Annotated in this window: 13 protein-coding genes and 2 pseudogenes; 11 read left to right on the forward strand and 4 right to left on the reverse strand. The window is 46.2% G+C overall.

What is annotated here, in order from left to right; genetic code table 11:
• The first annotated feature begins 167 nt into the window (after positions 1 to 167).
• The 9 genes and pseudogenes from BWI97_RS21995 to BWI97_RS22035 all read left to right on the forward strand — a co-directional run bounded on the left by BWI97_RS21995 (position 168) and on the right by BWI97_RS22035 (position 7,528).
• Positions 168 to 1,397, forward strand: coding sequence for an FtsX-like permease family protein (locus BWI97_RS21995; RefSeq protein ID WP_102202823.1), 1,230 nt, complete (start codon positions 168 to 170; stop codon positions 1,395 to 1,397).
• A gap of 176 nt (positions 1,398 to 1,573) precedes the next feature.
• Positions 1,574 to 2,940 (forward strand): annotated as a pseudogene (locus BWI97_RS22000) (sigma-54-dependent transcriptional regulator).
• 14 nt (positions 2,941 to 2,954) lie between these two features.
• Positions 2,955 to 4,217, forward strand: a complete 1,263-nt coding sequence (locus BWI97_RS22005) for a PAS domain-containing sensor histidine kinase (protein ID WP_233207948.1) — start codon at positions 2,955 to 2,957, stop codon at positions 4,215 to 4,217.
• 26 nt (positions 4,218 to 4,243) lie between these two features.
• A complete protein-coding gene (locus BWI97_RS22010; protein ID WP_102202825.1) occupies positions 4,244 to 4,642 on the forward strand; it encodes a hypothetical protein in 399 nt (132 codons plus the stop codon).
• 295 nt (positions 4,643 to 4,937) lie between these two features.
• Positions 4,938 to 5,534 carry a DUF4136 domain-containing protein gene (locus tag BWI97_RS22015; RefSeq protein ID WP_102202826.1) on the forward strand — a complete coding sequence of 199 codons (597 nt, stop codon included), beginning with the start codon at positions 4,938 to 4,940 and terminating at the stop codon, positions 5,532 to 5,534.
• A 16-nt stretch (positions 5,535 to 5,550) separates the two neighbouring features.
• Entirely contained in the window at positions 5,551 to 6,192 is a 642-nt protein-coding gene (locus BWI97_RS22020; RefSeq protein ID WP_102202827.1) for a hypothetical protein, read from the forward strand.
• 79 nt (positions 6,193 to 6,271) lie between these two features.
• Positions 6,272 to 6,700 (forward strand): GNAT family N-acetyltransferase, encoded by a 429-nt coding sequence (locus tag BWI97_RS22025; RefSeq protein ID WP_102202828.1) that lies wholly within the window; start codon positions 6,272 to 6,274, stop codon positions 6,698 to 6,700.
• A gap of 203 nt (positions 6,701 to 6,903) precedes the next feature.
• The gene (locus tag BWI97_RS28440) at positions 6,904 to 7,131 is read left to right on the forward strand and encodes a type II toxin-antitoxin system HigB family toxin (RefSeq protein WP_255403167.1); all 228 of its coding nucleotides are present in this window, start codon (positions 6,904 to 6,906) and stop codon (positions 7,129 to 7,131) included.
• A 13-nt stretch (positions 7,132 to 7,144) separates the two neighbouring features.
• The gene (locus BWI97_RS22035) at positions 7,145 to 7,528 is read left to right on the forward strand and encodes a type II toxin-antitoxin system HigA family antitoxin (protein ID WP_102202830.1); all 384 of its coding nucleotides are present in this window, start codon (positions 7,145 to 7,147) and stop codon (positions 7,526 to 7,528) included.
• 462 nt (positions 7,529 to 7,990) lie between these two features.
• On the opposite strand, the gene BWI97_RS22045 is transcribed toward BWI97_RS22035, so the two are convergent.
• The 3 genes and pseudogenes from BWI97_RS22045 to BWI97_RS22055 all read right to left on the reverse strand — a co-directional run bounded on the left by BWI97_RS22045 (position 7,991) and on the right by BWI97_RS22055 (position 12,895).
• The gene (locus tag BWI97_RS22045; protein ID WP_158242817.1) at positions 7,991 to 8,941 is read right to left on the reverse strand and encodes a M4 family metallopeptidase; all 951 of its coding nucleotides are present in this window, start codon (positions 8,939 to 8,941) and stop codon (positions 7,991 to 7,993) included.
• Positions 8,942 to 9,568: 627 nt separating this feature from the next.
• A complete protein-coding gene (locus BWI97_RS22050; protein ID WP_102202832.1) occupies positions 9,569 to 10,063 on the reverse strand; it encodes a hypothetical protein in 495 nt (164 codons plus the stop codon).
• Positions 10,064 to 10,532: 469 nt separating this feature from the next.
• Positions 10,533 to 12,895: pseudogene (locus tag BWI97_RS22055) on the reverse strand (M1 family metallopeptidase).
• Between the two features lie 305 nt (positions 12,896 to 13,200).
• Between BWI97_RS22055 and BWI97_RS22060 the strand changes: the two are divergent.
• Entirely contained in the window at positions 13,201 to 13,629 is a 429-nt protein-coding gene (locus BWI97_RS22060; RefSeq protein ID WP_102202833.1) for a VOC family protein, read from the forward strand.
• Positions 13,630 to 13,691: 62 nt separating this feature from the next.
• On the opposite strand, the gene BWI97_RS22065 is transcribed toward BWI97_RS22060, so the two are convergent.
• Positions 13,692 to 15,737 (reverse strand): prolyl oligopeptidase family protein, encoded by a 2,046-nt coding sequence (locus tag BWI97_RS22065; RefSeq protein ID WP_102202834.1) that lies wholly within the window; start codon positions 15,735 to 15,737, stop codon positions 13,692 to 13,694.
• A 207-nt stretch (positions 15,738 to 15,944) separates the two neighbouring features.
• Between BWI97_RS22065 and BWI97_RS22070 the strand changes: the two genes are divergently transcribed.
• Positions 15,945 to 16,472 carry a YfiT family bacillithiol transferase gene (locus BWI97_RS22070; protein WP_102202835.1) on the forward strand — a complete coding sequence of 176 codons (528 nt, stop codon included), beginning with the start codon at positions 15,945 to 15,947 and terminating at the stop codon, positions 16,470 to 16,472.
• Positions 16,473 to 16,718 lie beyond the last annotated feature (246 nt).

Here is a 16,718-nt window from a genome sequence, read left to right on the forward strand (position 1 = left end):
CTTGTAGCTGATTAGGACGCCTCAAACGAAAGAATGGAATCAGAAAAGGGACAGTTTGTATTATGCTAAGTGCGATTCCGCCTACTTAAAAAAAGATTGTTGACAGGCCAAAGGCCTAAAGAGGGGGGTGATCAGGTAACCGTGCTTTTCACTGTAAATCTGTTTTTATGCTTCGGCATTTTTTTACATTAATCTGGAATAAACGGAGGGCTCATACCTTACTGATGATTGAAATAGGAGCTTCGTTTCTGGTGCTTTTTGGGGTATTCTCTTTGCTGATTGCCAGTTTTCGCAGGTACTGGGATCCGATCGGCTTCAGTTATGAAAACGTTTGGGTACTCAAACTCAGCCAGAAAGAGGGAGCAGGTGATACCAGAGAGCAGAAGAAGGCCCTTTTGCAACGCATTCGTTCGTATCCGGAGGTGCAACGTGCTTCACTGACGAATCAATCTTTTCCAGAAGGTACTCAGTCGGACAGCATTAATTACAAGCAACAGGTCAAAACCTCTGCTATCGTTTACGATGCAGACGAAGAATTACTACCTACGCTACAGCTACAATTGAAAGCAGGCCGCTGGTTTGGGGCTCAGGATCGGGTTTTTGAGATCCCCGATAACTGGGCTCCCAGGGGTGCTAAAGATTGGGCTAGCCTGCCGCGTCCTTCTTACGATTACCGCCCTGTGATTGTAAATAAGAAGTTCCAGGAAACCCTGTTTCCGAACGAAGATCCCATCGGGAAGGTCATTAACAGAGGGGCTATGGCCGAATGGAGAATCGTTGGAATGGTGGACCATTTCCGAAAAGATCCCCTGGCGGAGGAAGTACCGGTCATGTTTGAAACAGCGGTTGGGCAGTATGGTGCCAGAGAAATGAGTATGTTGATTAAGACGCGTGCCGGTGTAGACGCTACGTTTCAATCGCAATTGATGAAAGAGGTATCCCAGATAGCAAAGGATGTGGATGCGGAAATGATCTTTCTGGACGACATCCGCAAACAGGAGTTTAACGATGTAATGGTGCTGATTACTATTTTCCTGTTGATCAGTGGGTTTTTGCTGATGGACGTGGTGCTGGGTCTGTTTGGTATTTTACATTTGAACATGATTAGCCGGAAAAGCGAAATTGGTCTGCGTCGGGCCATGGGGGCTACGGAAGGAGCGATAACCCTTCAGTTTATGAGTGAAATCTGGGTACTGACTACCTTTAGCATCGCCGTCAGTCTGGTGGTGGCTCTGCAATTTCCTTTGCTGAATGCCTTCGATATGGATGCGAGTGTTTACCTGACGGCAATCCTCGCTGCGATCATTAGCCTTTACGTGCTTGTAACGCTCTGTGCCTGGTACCCCAGCCGTCTGGCCTCACGGATTCAACCGGCTGTGGCGTTGCACGAGGAGTAACGCTAGTTGTACGTTAGGGGTTGATGGGCCTGGATTGGGTTTATAACATCCCTCAATTGCTTTGATGAGTGAATCAAACCGGTACATCAATTCATTAGCCTTTCAAGCAATACCTAAAGCGTCAAAAGAATCAGCAGTCACTATCAACCAAAAACCATCCACGAACAACTAAAAATATGATTCTTATTGTTGACGATGATCTGGCTATTCGCACTTCGCTGGCCCTGCTACTCAAAAAAGAGGGGTTCCGGGTCATGGGAGCGAGTTCACCCGTCGAAACGTTCGACGTACTTCGTCAGCATACACCGGAATTAATTCTACTGGATCTCAACTTTTCGATTGAAACCTCCGGTCGGGAAGGGATGCATTTACTGGATCAGATTCGGGAGGCGTATCCCGCTATTCCAGTGATTCTGATTACGGGCTGGGGCAGTATCGATCTGGCGGTACAGGGCATGAAAAAAGGAGCCCGCGATTTCATTACCAAGCCTGGCAGAACGATCATCTGGTGCAGTCGGTCCGTACCATTCTGAACCTGTCTCAGCCCGTAACATCCTCGCCGGAACGTCAGAAATTACAGGAAAAATATCAGTTTCAGTACATCGTCGGGCAAGACCCCAAGCTGCTGGACATCCTGCAGACCATTGGCCGCGTGGCTCCTACGGATGCTCCGGTGCTAATTACGGGCGAAAGTGGTACCGGCAAAGAACTCATTGCCGAAGCCATTCACCTTAACAGCCGCCGGAAAAGTAAACCTTTCGTGAAGGTGAACCTCGGCGGAATTTCGGCTACCTTGTTCGAAAGCGAACTATTTGGACACGTACGCGGAGCCTTCACCGACGCCAAAACGGATCGAATCGGGCGTTTTGAACTGGCTCACCGGGGTTCCATTTTTCTGGATGAAATCGGCGAGCTGGATTTGTCGAGTCAGGTAAAATTGTTGCGGGTTTTGCAGGAACGGAGCTTCGAGCCGCTGGGCAGCAGCAAGAGCCGTACCGTAGACGTGCGAATCATTTGTGCGACCAACCGAAATTTGGAGGAAATGGTTGCGAAAGGAACCTTCCGGGAGGACTTGTACTATCGCATTAACCTTATTTCGGTGAAACTGCCGCCCCTTCGCGAACGACCCGAGGATATTCCCCTGCTGGCGGAATTTTTCATGAATAACCTGAAGGAAATCTACCATCGGCCCGCTTTACAACTGAGTCCTACGGCCGTACAATGGCTGAGGACACTGCCTTTACCCGGTAATATTCGTCAGCTAAAAAATCTGGTGGAACGAACGGTGCTTCTGTCCGGTCAGGATCGTCTGGAAGTAAAAGATTTCCAGATCAATCTGACCGCGAACACCAGTGCCCCGCGTAGCCTGCCCGAAGTTGGTACGCTGACCCTGGAAGAAATGGAGTACCACATGATTCAGCGGGCCATGGATTTTCACCAGAATAAGGTAGCCCGGGTTGCCCGTTCGTTGGGGATTACGCGGTTTGCCCTGTACCGAAGACTTGAAAAATACGGAATTTCCTACGACGCCGACGATGTATGAGGCTAACTACCCGCATGAAGTATATTCTGTACATGATCGCCCTGCACGTTTTGCTGACGGGGCTGGTCTATCAGGTATTCTTTCAACATAAACTGCTCTTCATAGCGGCAGAAGTGATTCTGTTTATCTCTATTGCCATTGCTGCTCAGTTGTACCAGGATTTCAGACAGCCCGTCGCGTTCATTCGCTCGGGCATTGAGGCCATCAAGGACCAGGATTTTACGATCCGGTTCGTACCCACGGGCAAAGGTGAAGTGGATACGCTGATTGAAGTATACAACCTGATGATCGATCAGCTACGCCAAGAGCGGACGCGGTTGCAGGAGCAGCATTTTTTTCTGGAGAAACTGATCGAAGCCTCTCCCGTGGGTCTGCTTGTACTGGATTTCGACGAACGCGTGGTTCAGCTCAATCCCACCGCAACCCGACAATTCAGTGATAGGATACTCGGGAAAAAGCTCGAGGAAACCGATCAGGGCTTACTCCAGCAAATGAGTACCATGCCCGATGGCGAATCCCGAACGCTCAAAACGACGGGCATACAAACTTACAAGGTACAGCGTTCCCACCTGATGGATCAGGGTTTTCGACGTTCTTTTTTCATGCTTGAAGAACTGACCAGCGAGCTGTACGAAATTGAAAAAGCAGCCTACGGAAAAGTCATTCGGATGATGGCTCATGAAGTGAACAATACGCTGGGAGCAACGGACTCGATTCTGCAAACAACGCTTGATTTTCTGACCGAGCCGGAATTTTCCGACCTGAGCGAAGCCCTGCGTATTGCCAGCGGCCGCAACGGACGACTAACCCAGTTTATGCGGAATTTTGCGGATGTGGTACGCCTGCCCTTACCCCGACGGGAAGCCGTTTCACTAAACCGACTGGTGGAGCAGGTAAGCCTGTTTATGCGGGCAACGGCTCTGAATCAGGGAAGCAGTATTCATACGCCTGAACCGAACGAACCCTGTACACTATACGCGGATACCGCTCAATTGGAACAGGTACTGGTCAACGTTCTGAAAAACGCCATCGAAGCCGGGGGCACTGAAATCCGCGTTGAAATTCAGAAATCCGAACTGGCGATTCTGAATAACGGCAAGGCGATCACGTCCGAAGAATCAACCCAGCTATTTAATCCTTTCTACAGTTCGAAACCCCAGGGGCAGGGCATTGGATTGACACTGATTCGGGAGATTCTCGTCAACCACGGTTTTTCTTTTACGCTGAAAACGCAGGCAGATGGCTGGACGGCGTTTCGGATTCAGTTTGAACGTTAACCCTAGTCACTTTAATGCGAGTGTGTATGAAACGTAATCTTCTTATTGTGTTTTTTGCCTTAATCGGTTGGGAAAGCGTAGCTCAGGTACCGATAAGTCAATCTACGTACCAGATTAAAAAGGTAGAAAAGTTGCTCAACGGAAAAGATGCGATTCTTTACATTGAAGGCAGGTATGCCGACGATACAACGCAGACCTGTCCAGTTTTATGGACGTTTTATCGTAAAAAAAAGGTCAATGCGGGGATTAGTTTAGCAAAAGGAGCATCGTTTTTTATAACCGATCGTACTTTGAAGCAGCTACGTGTTGAAGGGATAGGTTACTTGCCCGTCTCTATCCCACTTAAAAAGCAGTACTGGGGCCAAAGCGTATCCATTACCGTATATCTGGCTCCCGATCCCAAGCCACTTCATGACGATTTTTAACAGGTCTTCTTGGATCTTTAAAAGGAGGCTTTCATGATTCGCTATAAACCGTTAGTAACATTAATTCCTATTTAGCGATTAAACGTAAACCCATAAAATCTGTATTATTTATCAACACAAACGAACGCTGCTATCGGCGTTCGTTTTTCTTTTTATCCGTCTGAAAAGAGGACAGTTCCAGCTCTCCGTTTTTAAGATCATTTTAAGCGTATTTATACTTCAATTTAAAACCCGACCAAGAGCTTTGGTCACACAAAAGCAGTACGAAAAACAAATTCAACGCTATCAATTATGCATGTCACGCATGAAAACGCAATGGTTTTTTCTAGGTGTTATTCTGCTCTGGATGAGTGGATGCACCGCCGTTCAGGTACAGCAAAAAAGTGCGGTCAACTTTGATGAGTATCGGAAATTCACGTTCGTCAAACCAGATATTCAGGGTAATAAAAATCCCTTGTATAAAAGTGGCATTACCGACGAAATGATTCAAAATGCGATTGCTTCCGAACTCACGAAAAAAGGATTGGTTCAGGACGATAACCAACCTGATTTGTTAGTATCCACGCACGAGTATTTTGAAAATAAAACCCAGCAAGTCGCGAATCCCGCTTACCCCTATCCGTATTACGTTCCCTATAACATCTGGTACCGAAGCCGCTGGATGCCCGTTGGCTACAGTTACTATTATCAGCCCTGGAACAGCGGTTATCATACCGAACACTACACCGAAGGAACGCTGATCGTCGATGTCATTGACGCGAAAACGCAGCAATTACTGTGGCGTGGTTCGCTGGAGAATCCGGTAAATGATCCGGCTGGACTGGCTAAACAATTTGCCCACGAGGCCGAGAAAATTCTGGCCCGTTACCCCGAACATCTTCAACACTCCTAATTAAATCGATCAAACCATGAAATCCAATCTGTTTGCGATCGGCCTGATGCTGGTACTAGCCTCCTGCCAGTCCTCTCCCAAAAAACAGGAAGCTCAAACTTCCACTACGGATACAACGCTCATTGCAGCCGAAGAAACGCAGGTGATTGAAAATCCTTCGGACGCGTATTTCGATCAGGCCCTGATTGCCCTCCAAACCAAAGCTCCCGAAACAGCAGTGAAAGATATGGAATCGGGGATCGCGGCTCTTCAACAGGAGGGGAGAAATCTGAAAGGTGAAAACCTGACGAATTTCAATACTCACCTGAAAGACCTGGAGAAACTGGTAGAACGGGCCAAAGCGAAGAAACTGACGGAAGAGGAGCTGAATCAGGCAGTAACGGCCGCCGAACTGACGGTAGGGCACCAGGCCATCGAAGACATTCTGGTACTGCCGGAAGTGACGACTGATCCGCTGAAAGTTACCCTCAACGATCTGGAAAAACACGTGGGTAAACTGGACAAAACCAGCAAAGATGAGGGACTCAAACTGATCAGCACGGCTCGTACTTCGCTCGAATCCAGAGAAAAAGCAACTAAAGAAGAAGCCAAGAAAATGGATGAACGCCTGCGTCAGGATTTAAAAAATATTCAGGCTTACATTAAAAAACACGCGTAAAACCCATTCTGTAAGGATTAAAAAAGGCCAGAGGCGTGCGTTCTGCATACCTTTGGCCTTTCATCTGTGATTGATTGATATGCTTCCCGTCTTCCACATTCAATTAATATCTGCTCAAGAAACCTACTCCTTACGTCATCGGGTACTTTGGCCCGATCGACCGCTGACATCCGTAAAACTTACCGATGATGAGCAGGGCCTGCACTACGGAGCTTTTCACGAAGGTCAACTGATTGGTGTTATTTCGGTGTTTGCCGAAACCAGCGATCGCTTTCGCTTTCGAAAGTTTGCCGTCGATGCGTCCTGGCAGGGGAGGGGTGTCGGTTCAGCCCTGCTTACGGAAGTGATTGCCCAGGTGCGTACGAAAAAAGCCAGCGTACTCTGGTGCGATGCTCGCCTGACGGCCCGGTCGTTTTACGAGCGGTTTGGTATGCAAATGGAGGGAGAGGTATTCTACAAAAGTGAAGTGGCTTACGCGAAGTATCGGCTTGAGATGACTTCTTTGTAGCACGTCCGCTTTTTCGGCGAGCTAGCTTATGCGGAGAAGCTAGGTAAATACGGATCAATTTTGAGTACAAAGAGACTCTCCGAAGCAGAGGAATACGGAAGGACTTCGTACAGCAGTCTACGGCGGATTAACAAAATAAAACAACTACTGAGTAAAGTGACATTGGTAGATCCAACCAAAAACACAACGACGCAGGCAAAAGCCTGAAAGAGTGGAATAGAATAGTAAAGCAAGCAGCCTGGACTCTTCCCCAAGATATTCTTCAGGACTTTCCGAGGGCAAAGATTTTAAACGGAGAGAGAGCACGGTTTACGATCAAAGGAAATAGTTATAGACTGGTGGCTGAGATCAATTTCAGAGACAAGGTAGTCGAAGTCCGATTCGTCGGCACGCACGCAGAATATGATCGTATAGATGCTCTTACCATCTAACGAAACCAAAAAAATGACCAACCAACCGTGGTTTATCATTGAAAGTGAAAATGATTACGAGGCTGCAATGGCCCGTTATCAGGAAATCAAGTATGCTGACCCAGGAAGCATCGAGCATAAAGAGAAAATGCTTCTGGTTCGGTTGATAAGCGATTACGAACAAAAGCTGGTAGAAGATGAACTACCCGAGGCCGATCCGGTGGAGCTAATAAAAATCCGGATGGAAGATTTCGGCTATAAGCCAGCGGATCTAGCTCGCATTTACGGAGACGATTCGACGGTTAGCAAGGTGCTGCACTACAAACAGGCTCTTTCACTGACCATGATTCGTAAATTCAGTGAACTCCTACGCTTACCTGCCGAATTGCTCATTAAGCCGTATGCCTTAAAACGATAAAGAGCAATGGCCTACCAGGTGGTAGGCCATTGCTCTTTAAGCTAGGATTCAAATTAGTGACTTAATAGTAGGTCTTTCTATCTAGCTTTAACCTCCGTTATTTCAAGATAACCTAGATCGCACCCCGTAAAACGGCAGGGTTCGTTGCTACATTTCAATTTTCCACTTACTAAAAGGTTATATTCATCAAAGTAGATGACCCCATTCTCGCGTTCTTTGTTGAAAACGCCTTTAAAGGGAATAAGTTTGGTGGAATCACATACTACGAAGGCGGATAAACCTTTACCCGGTGTAAAGAGGAATCCTCTCGATCCTCTTGCATTGAAACTCATGGGGACGTCGGTAAGGGTTTTAATAGTTGGCCCCTGACACGAGCATTCTTCTGGCCTATCCTTGTCACAGGAAATAAAAATGCCAGTTATCAATACGAGTCCTAAAATGAACTGCTTTTTCATAATATTTCTATTGATTGATAATCACTTTGTGTGTATAAATACCTTTAGGAGTTTGAGCTTTTAAGGTATAAATTCCTGGAACAAGACCTTTTGTAGCGAAAGTAATAGTACTTTCTTTCGTATTCCAAGCTTTAATAACTTTGCCTGTCATATCGTACAGTTGTAGATCTACAGTAGTTATTGGATCAAAAAGTTGTATAGTCACAAAATCTGTTGCAGGATTAGGATATACTTTCATGATGCTTTCAGCTGAATTCTCAATTTGTTCTGCTGCTATTCTACCACCACTTCCAGGGCAAACAGGAGAAATAACATTCACAGCATTCCATGCAGCAATAACGGCTCTGTGTTCATTAGAGCATTCACCATAAATATCTCGGGCAGCGGCCATAGTGCTCCACCGAGCATCACTGTAAGTAGACTGTGATTGTAAGTAATTGGCCAAAGCCCAATAAACGATTTGTTGGGCAGCATGAGGGCCAATGGCATTTACATTTTGACCGTTGAAGGTTCCGCCAGTGGATACTAGATGAAACCATTTGTTCATTACACCACTATTTGTATGTACCCAACAATAATCATTCCCTAAGAAAGGAAAGGGACAGTTACCGGGAGATTCCCAACCTGGTCCTTCAAATCTTGAAGGCTGGGAGTATATTTCAGGAGTCCGCATATCCCTTATAGTTACTGCATCTTCCCCCAAAGTCCAGTTCCAGTTATTAGGCAACATATAGCGTTCAAGCATTGTACCCATAATATCGGCAATACTTTCATTAAGTGCTCCTGACTCATATTGATAAATTAAACCAGCCGTCTTTTTTACTAGTGCGTGAGTTATTTCGTGGCCTATAACGTCTATAGTTACCATTGATATACCATTTACTGAACCAATGTGATAATATGGAAGGTTATCAGCTTCATGTACGTATCGAACATCATCGTCACTTGCTCCTACCATAATTCTTCCGATTTTATAGTCGTTGGAATTAATCATTATACCCTTACGACCATAATTGTATACTAAGTAATCAAAATATTTAGAACCAATCCAGACAGCATTGGTAGCTAGACCGAACTGTGTTCCAAAATCCGTAGTATAGCTTGTTCCTCTATAACCGTTAGGATAGGAATGGATGCCATAATTAGCTCCAACATACCATGCTTCCGCTACCCAATGCCAAGTTCCTCCTACAAAGGCTTCAGTGGATGTATAGTATTTATTGTCAAGAGTACTTCGTTTGGAGTTAAATGTTTGTTCGCTTAGTCCAGCCAGATACCTTTGATGAATTGGATAAAAAGTAGCAGTTGCTGAAGGAGGTAATTTGTAAGAGATTAAACGAGTAGGCTGTTCGATCTTTACGTTATCCTTATAAGGTACTCTAGTAGGACTTAAAAGCGGAATACTGCGTTCTAATGTATTTATAGTCTCACCGCTAATAGCATCAATGTAGACATCTGCTAAAATTGCTGATGACGTTCCAACGGGTACTTGCCAAGCTAAGTGCCAATCTCTCCCCGAATAACTAGCATTGTAATTTTTGACAATGGTTAACTTAGGCTGTTCTGATAATTTATCCGCTGTTACTTAAAGGCTTCTTTTATGCTGACTCCCACTTTTCATATAAGATGCTACAGAAGCTTGGAAAGCAGAGTTTTTAGAAATAACAGGTTTGGTATCTATATTTAAACTTTCTGCAATCTTACCATTGACCTGGTATACCCTGCCATTTTTTAAGTGTATCGTGTAATCTGCTCCCATTACTGGTATGCCTTTATGATATTGCTTATACTTAATGTGTACATTTTTTTGCAGATCAACCACCGTATCAACTGGTGTCAAGACATCACTGTTTGTTAAACCAAGCTCTGTACTATATCTACTTATAAAAATGGCAGGCGTTATGCTAACGCTATCTTTGATACGTAACCATCCATTTTTAAATCCATCATCTACTGCGATTTTTAGAAGAGAAGACCTTGGATTCATTTCATAGCTTGGTACATGGTTTACCTGTCCTGATGCTAATGTGCTTGCTAAGGAAGCGGTAAGTAAAATGAGAGGAAGGTATTTTTTTTTCATACTATTTAGGTTGTGTTTGTTTTAAAATCGCAGGTAATTTCATGCTAAAACAGTACACATCCTATACGTATTTATACGTGTTATTGTTAATTTATCTTAAACATTTTTACACTTTATAACTAACATACCGTTTAAAGAGAAATGGCTTACTATATGGTAAGCCATTTCTCTTTAATATTTTATAATAATAATTAATAGCACAGTGTCAAGTGGAAACATCCAAGTAAGAATGCCATTACCGTCATAAAAGCTGGTTTCTTGAGATTATCCCACAGTTTGGGTTTGATGTTTTTTAATAGAACTGCATAGATTAAAACCTTTCCGATTAACACAATGTTGGCGATTGGGATTGAAAAACCAGTCGTGTTTGCAGGACGATATAGTGATTCCCTAACACTTGTCAATGGATGTTCAAGTTTCTAGATATAAATAATAGACGGGTCAAAAAACCTTTATCAAATAAAACCAATCATTTCCCCGATTTCCCACCTATTGCTCCCTGCGAAGATTTCGGCTCCTGCATCGGATTCAACGGACGTTTAAACTCGCGTTGTTTGAACATCTGAAAACGGGTGGGCTGACTGGGTTGTCGCGGGAAAGCATTGTTCTCCGTATCAATATCGGCGATTTCGTAGTAAGGGTCCAGCGTCCATTGGGTTACTTTTTTATTCGTTGGAATGACCTTCAGAATTTGCTTGTCATTCATCCGCCAGATTTCTGCCGGAAAGCGGAACACTTCACTGGTGCCGTCTTCGTACTCAGCCTTCACAATGACGGGCATCACCAGACCGCCCTTGTTTTCGATGCTAAGCGTATAAAAGTTCTTCCCGGATTGATACAGCTTTTTCTCTTCTTCACTCAGCGTGCCCAGTAAATCAGCGTATTGCTTGTTCTCGGCCTCGGTGGGAGCGTAGCGATCGTAGGTATTGTAAAAATCCTTCATCTCCGGATTTGCTTCTACGACGGTCTGCTTAATATCCGTTTTATTCCGCTCCACCGCCATCGTTTGGCGACGTTTCTCATCGGCTTCTTTCAAACGAGCCTTCCGGGCAGCCGGGTCCTGAGCGTCGATGGCAAACCATTTTACTTCGGCCAGATTCTGATCGGCGGGCTCGACGGTGTAGAACCAGCCCTTCCAGAACCAGTCCAGATCTACACCCGAGGCATCTTCCATCGTCCGGAAAAAGTCGGCGGGCGTAGGCGATTTGAAGGCCCAGCGACGAGCGTATTCCTGAAAAGCATAATCGAATAACTCCCGACCCATGATCGTTTCCCGCAGCATATTCAAGCCAGCCGCGGGTTTGGAATAGGCATTAGGTCCGTATTGCATGATGTTGTCTGATGAGGTCATGATCGGTACCTGTGTATGAGCCGCCGACTGCATGTAAGGCACAATCTTCTGTGGCTCGCCGTAGCTGCTGGGGAAATCGCGATCCCATTCCTGTTCAGCCAGGTACTGACAAAAGCTGTTAAGTCCTTCATCCATCCAGGCCCACTGGCGTTCGTCGGAGTTGACGATCATTGGGAAAAAGTTATGGCCCACCTCGTGAATGATGACCCAATGGTGCTGTACTTGGTGCGTTCGGAATAGGTACCATCGGCTTCGGCCAGTCCACCGTTGAAGCTAATCATCGGATACTCCATCCCACCACCGGGACTGCCGCTGTTTACGGAAATCGCTACCGGATAAGGGTATGGAATAGTACGGGCTCCGTAACTTCGCAGCGTATGAGCCACGGCTTGCGTCGAGTACTGCCCCCACAGCGGATTGCCCTCTTTCGGATAATACGACATCGCCATGGACTTCTTCCCGTTCAGATCCACGTTCATGGCATCCCAGATGAACCGGCGACTACTGGCAAATGTAAAATCCCGTACGTTGTCGGCTTTGTAAATCCAGGTTTTTTTACCCGTAGTCTTATTCTTCGAAGCCGCAATGGCTTCCTCCTGCGTGATCATCAGGACGGGCGTTTTGTAGCTATTTTTAGCCTCCTGCCAGCGTTTCTGTTGAGTAGCCGTAAGGATGTCCTTGCTATTCTGCAATTCACCCGTGGCGGCTACCACGTGTCCGGCCGGTACGGTGATGGCCACTTTGTAATTGCCGAAGATCAGCGTAAACTCACCCGCTCCCATAAACTGCTTATGCTTCCAGCCGTCCACATCGTCGTAAGCGGCCAGTCGTGGAAACCACTGAGCGATGTAATACGCGTAGTTGCCGTCGGCGGGGTAATATTTGTAATTGCAGCGGCCCTGCGGGGGAACCAGAAAATCCCAGTCAACCGAAAATACAACTTTCTCTCCGGGCTTAAGCGGCTGGACCAGATCCACCCGCATCATGGTTTCGTTGACCGTAAACTTTAGGTCCTTCCCACGGGTGACATCCTTCACCGAATGAATAGTGTACCCGTACGCTTTCGCTGGCGTATTCGCCAGTCGGGCCAACTCGCCCGTACTCATCCCTTCCGGGTTAATGCCGCTACTCATAGAGGCTTTGCCCGCCGCGGCATCGGCCCGGAAGCGGTTCTGCTCGACCTGCAACCAGATGTAAGGCAAGGCATCCGGCGAATCATTGTGGTACGTAACCGTCTCCGTACCCGTAATTTTCTGCTGTTCGTCGTCGAGTTCTACTTTAATGTCGTAATCGGCCCGTTGCTGCCAGTAGGCTTTGCCAGGAGCACCGGAAGCCGATCGCGTGTTCGTAGGCGTAGGCAGGAGCGTACCCAGTTGTTCAAAACGGGTATTGGATTGGTACGTCGGAGCCGCCGGAGTTTGGGCCAGTAACGCCAGATGCGTACACAGGCCGAGGCTTAGGGTAAGGAAACGTTTTTTCATACGGGAAAGAAAAACAAGAGTTAAAGCAGGTCTCCAAGATAAAAGAGAACTGAATTACGGATTTGGTATAAAGCTAAAAGGAACTTGTTTGTGGGAGGTAAGTGGCTCAAGGTACAAAAGAAACAGGAAGTCAGGAGGGAAAAAGACAGCTTTTTATTTGAACGGCTTGATCCGCTTTCAGCTCTGTTTCAGTCTAACAAATTAGTTGTTCGTTAAGTCGCTGACGCAGAAGCAATGATTGCGTTTTTAGCTTAGTTTTAGACATCAATCAAACCTCCGTACTGTACTTCTAAACACGTTTATCTATGACGGCTTTAACGCTCCATCCCTATCTGTTTTTCGGCGGAAACTGCCGGGAGGCCATGGACTTTTACCGAACCATTTTTGGCGGAGAACTAACGGTATCTACTTACGGCGAGGGGCCAGCGGATGCTCATCAGGACCCCAAAGCCAACCGTGAGGAGATGAAAAGTAAAATCATGTTTTCCCGATTGCAGGGCGAAGTAATCTTACTGGCCAGTGACCATCCCTACTATACGGAAACGCAAAACAACGGGCCCTTCAGTTTATCCCTCGAAGGTTCAGAAGACGAAAAATTGACGAGGTATTTTGAACAGCTTTCGCAAGACGGTCAGATCACTGCTCCACTCATCAAACAATTCTGGGGAGAAACGTTTGGGATGGTCAAGGACCGATACGGCATTCACTGGATGATTACCATCAAGGCAGGTTAATAGTCATGAAAAATGGATTATAAAAGAACGGAGCTTCATTCAGATGAAGCTCCGTTCTCCGTTTAGTAGACCTCCAGGCCCATGTTCCAGAATACAAAGGCCCATTTATCGGCCTGTTCTTCAATGATTTTAGCCGTAGGCTTACCCGCTCCGTGGCCAGCCGAGGTATCGATGCGAATCAATACCGGATTGGTTCCAACGTGTTTTTCCTGTAACGCCGCCGCAAATTTGAAGCTATGGGCGGGCACCACCCGGTCGTCGTGGTCGGCGGTGGTAATCATCGTGGCGGGATAGGACGTACCGGCTTTCAACTGATGCAGGGGCGAATAGCCGTACAGGTTTTCAAAGCTCTCTTTTGACTGAGCACTCGATCCGTATTCAACCACCCAGCCCCAGCCCACGGTAAACAAATGAAAGCGTAACATATCCAGTACGCCCACGGCGGGCAGAGCAACCCGAAATAGCTCTGGCCGCTGCGTCATTACAGCACCTACGAGCAGACCTCCATTGGACCCCCCGGCAATCGTCAGCCGCTCCGGACGAGTATACTGTTCGCGTTGGAGGTACTCCGCCGCCGCAATGAAATCATCGAATACGTTCTGTTTGTTTTCCAGCATTCCGGCTTTGTGCCAGCTCTCGCCGTACTCGCCGCCGCCCCGCAAATTCGCCTGAGCGTAAATACCTCCGTTTTCGAGCAAAATGAGATTGGATGTGCTAAAGGCTGGACTCAGACTGATGTTAAAACCCCCGTAGGCATACAACAGCGTAGGAGCAGAGCTGTCGCGAACCAGTCCTTTCTTATGCGTCAGAAACATCGGAACCAGCGTGCCATCCTTACTGGGATAGAACACCTGATTCGTTTCGTAATCTTCGGGGTTAAACTGTATTTCGGAGGAACGAAAGAGCACCGATTCTCCCGTCTTAATGGTGTACCGAAAAATCGTGGGCGGGTACAGAAAAGAAGTGAACGTGTAAAATAGCTCCTGATCATCTCTGTTGCCTGACCAGCCGTAAGAAGAACCCAGCCCCGGCAGACGTACCTGCCGATCGAGCTGGCCCGTTGCCAAATCGTACTGGAAAACCTGATCGGTGACATCTTTCAGGTAATTCACGAAGAGTTTGCCACCACTCGTCCCGGCTGATTCCAGCTTTTCAGGCTTTTCCGCCACAAAAATGGATTTTTCCCGGGTGAATGGATGGATTAGTACTAAGTGATAGTTCGAGGCATTTTCATTGGTATGAACTAGTAACTGATCCCCCCGATTATCAACAACGGCGTAGTTGTACTGAAATCCTTCGTAAAGTTGGATAAATGCACTGCCTTCCTGCTGCAAATCTTTCACCCAGATTTCAGACCCGTCCGTACCTTCCGAACTATTGATGATCAGAAACCGCTCATCTTCCGTCGTTTGGGCAAAAAAGTAGCGATAGGGATGTTCCGGATCTTCAAAAATCAGCTGGTCTTCTTCCTGCGGGGTACCCAGTTGATGATAGTAGACTTTATGGAACTGGTTAGCCGCGGATAGCTCTTCACCGGGTTTCGGCTCGTCGTAACGACTGTAGTAAAAGCCGTTTTTATGCCAGGCGGCACCGCTGAATTTAAGCCACCGTAAGGCATCGGACGTTTTTTCGCGGGTGGAAATTTCCATGACTTCCATTTCCTGCCAGTCTGAACCCGCCCGGTTGATACTCAGGGCCGCATACCGATGGTCGTGCGAAAATCCGGCGAAGTTGGCCGTCACCGTTCCATCACTTGACCAGGTATTCGGATCCAGAAATACTTCCGGTTCCGCCGCTAATCCTTTCTGGTAATAAACGACCGCCTGGTTTTGCAGACCGTCGTTCTTGGAGAAAAAGTAGTAGTCACCGACGCGAAACGGCGAGCCGTAGCGGGGATAATTCCAAAGCTTTTCGAGGCGTTCTTTGATACGATCCCGAAAGGGAATTTGCTCTAAATACTGAAAAGTTACTTTATTTTGCTCAGCCACCCAAGCCAGCGTTTCGGGAGCCGTATCGTTCTCCAGCCAGCGGTAGGGATCTGCGACGGTGGTTCCGAAATAATCATCTGTAACGCTAACATCCTGCCGGGTTTTGGGGTAATGAATCATACGAAAAGGATAGTTTTAAAGGCGAATCAAAAGATAAATAAGTTATGATAAGAATCGAGTAATGCGATTAATTTTCGTGGAATCTAGGTGAAAACAACTTTGATTGTTAAGTACAATATTTTGAATAAAATCGACTTTAATTTTGGTAATGATGAAGGACATTAAACCATCAACCAACAACAAATAACCATTAACTAATTTTCCCACATGGAGCATCTTAAATTTCCCATTGGACCCTTTCAATTAAAGGAGAATTATACTGAAGAGGAACTTCAAAAATGCGTTGAAATTATTCGAACTTCACCCACTACCTATCGCAGCTTAGTACAAGATCTTTCCGAAGCAGAAATGTGTAAAACGTATCGGGAAGGCAGCTGGACTATTCGGCAGCTGGTCCATCATGTAGCTGATATTCAACTGCTGCATTATTTCCGAATGAAAAAGGCAATAACTGAACCGGACTATGCCGAGGCGACCCTTATTGACATGGGCGGTTGGGCCCATACTGCCGATAGTGTGTCCGCACCCGTAGAAGACTCACTCCTGCTTTTCGAGGGCGTACACCAGCGGTATGCCTATCTGATTGAATCTTTAACGCCTGAACAACTAGAGCTTAGCTATTTTCACCCTGTCCGCAACATTTACTTTAATCAAAAGCAGGCCATCGCCATTTCAGCTTGGCACGTGCAGCATCATTTGGCCCATATTGAGTTGGCTTTGGGAATGCGGGTTTGATGGAGTTTGAAGTTTGAATTTGGTTTAAGGCTTGAATGTCGTTTGAGTAGGGTTTAAGGTTTGGAATAGTGTTTTAGGTTTGAATTTTAACCTTTGGAGGTTAAATAAAAATAATTAAATTTCAAACATTTCAAACATTTCAAACATTTCAAACATTTCAAACATTTCAAACATTTCAAACATTTCAAACATTTCAAACATTTCAAACATTTCAAACATTTCAAACATTTCAAACATTCATATATT

Source organism: Siphonobacter sp. BAB-5405, assembly GCF_002872335.1.
Lineage (GTDB): Bacteria > Bacteroidota > Bacteroidia > Cytophagales > Spirosomataceae > Siphonobacter.

Bases quoted from the DNA above. Each gene is read 5' to 3' on its own strand.
- BWI97_RS21995 (WP_102202823.1), top strand. From the start codon at position 168: ATGCTTCGGCATTTTTTTACATTAATCTGGAATAAACGGAGGGCTCAT.
- BWI97_RS22005 (WP_233207948.1), top strand. From the start codon at position 2,955: ATGAAGTATATTCTGTACATGATCGCCCTGCACGTTTTGCTGACGGGG.
- BWI97_RS22010 (WP_102202825.1), top strand. From the start codon at position 4,244: ATGAAACGTAATCTTCTTATTGTGTTTTTTGCCTTAATCGGTTGGGAA.
- BWI97_RS22015 (WP_102202826.1), top strand. From the start codon at position 4,938: ATGTCACGCATGAAAACGCAATGGTTTTTTCTAGGTGTTATTCTGCTC.
- BWI97_RS22020 (WP_102202827.1), top strand. From the start codon at position 5,551: ATGAAATCCAATCTGTTTGCGATCGGCCTGATGCTGGTACTAGCCTCC.
- BWI97_RS22025 (WP_102202828.1), top strand. From the start codon at position 6,272: ATGCTTCCCGTCTTCCACATTCAATTAATATCTGCTCAAGAAACCTAC.
- BWI97_RS22035 (WP_102202830.1), top strand. From the start codon at position 7,145: ATGACCAACCAACCGTGGTTTATCATTGAAAGTGAAAATGATTACGAG.
- BWI97_RS22045 (WP_158242817.1), bottom strand. From the start codon at position 8,941: ATGGTAGGAGCAAGTGACGATGATGTTCGATACGTACATGAAGCTGAT.
- BWI97_RS22050 (WP_102202832.1), bottom strand. From the start codon at position 10,063: ATGAAAAAAAAATACCTTCCTCTCATTTTACTTACCGCTTCCTTAGCA.
- BWI97_RS22060 (WP_102202833.1), top strand. From the start codon at position 13,201: ATGACGGCTTTAACGCTCCATCCCTATCTGTTTTTCGGCGGAAACTGC.
- BWI97_RS22065 (WP_102202834.1), bottom strand. From the start codon at position 15,737: ATGATTCATTACCCCAAAACCCGGCAGGATGTTAGCGTTACAGATGAT.
- BWI97_RS22070 (WP_102202835.1), top strand. From the start codon at position 15,945: ATGGAGCATCTTAAATTTCCCATTGGACCCTTTCAATTAAAGGAGAAT.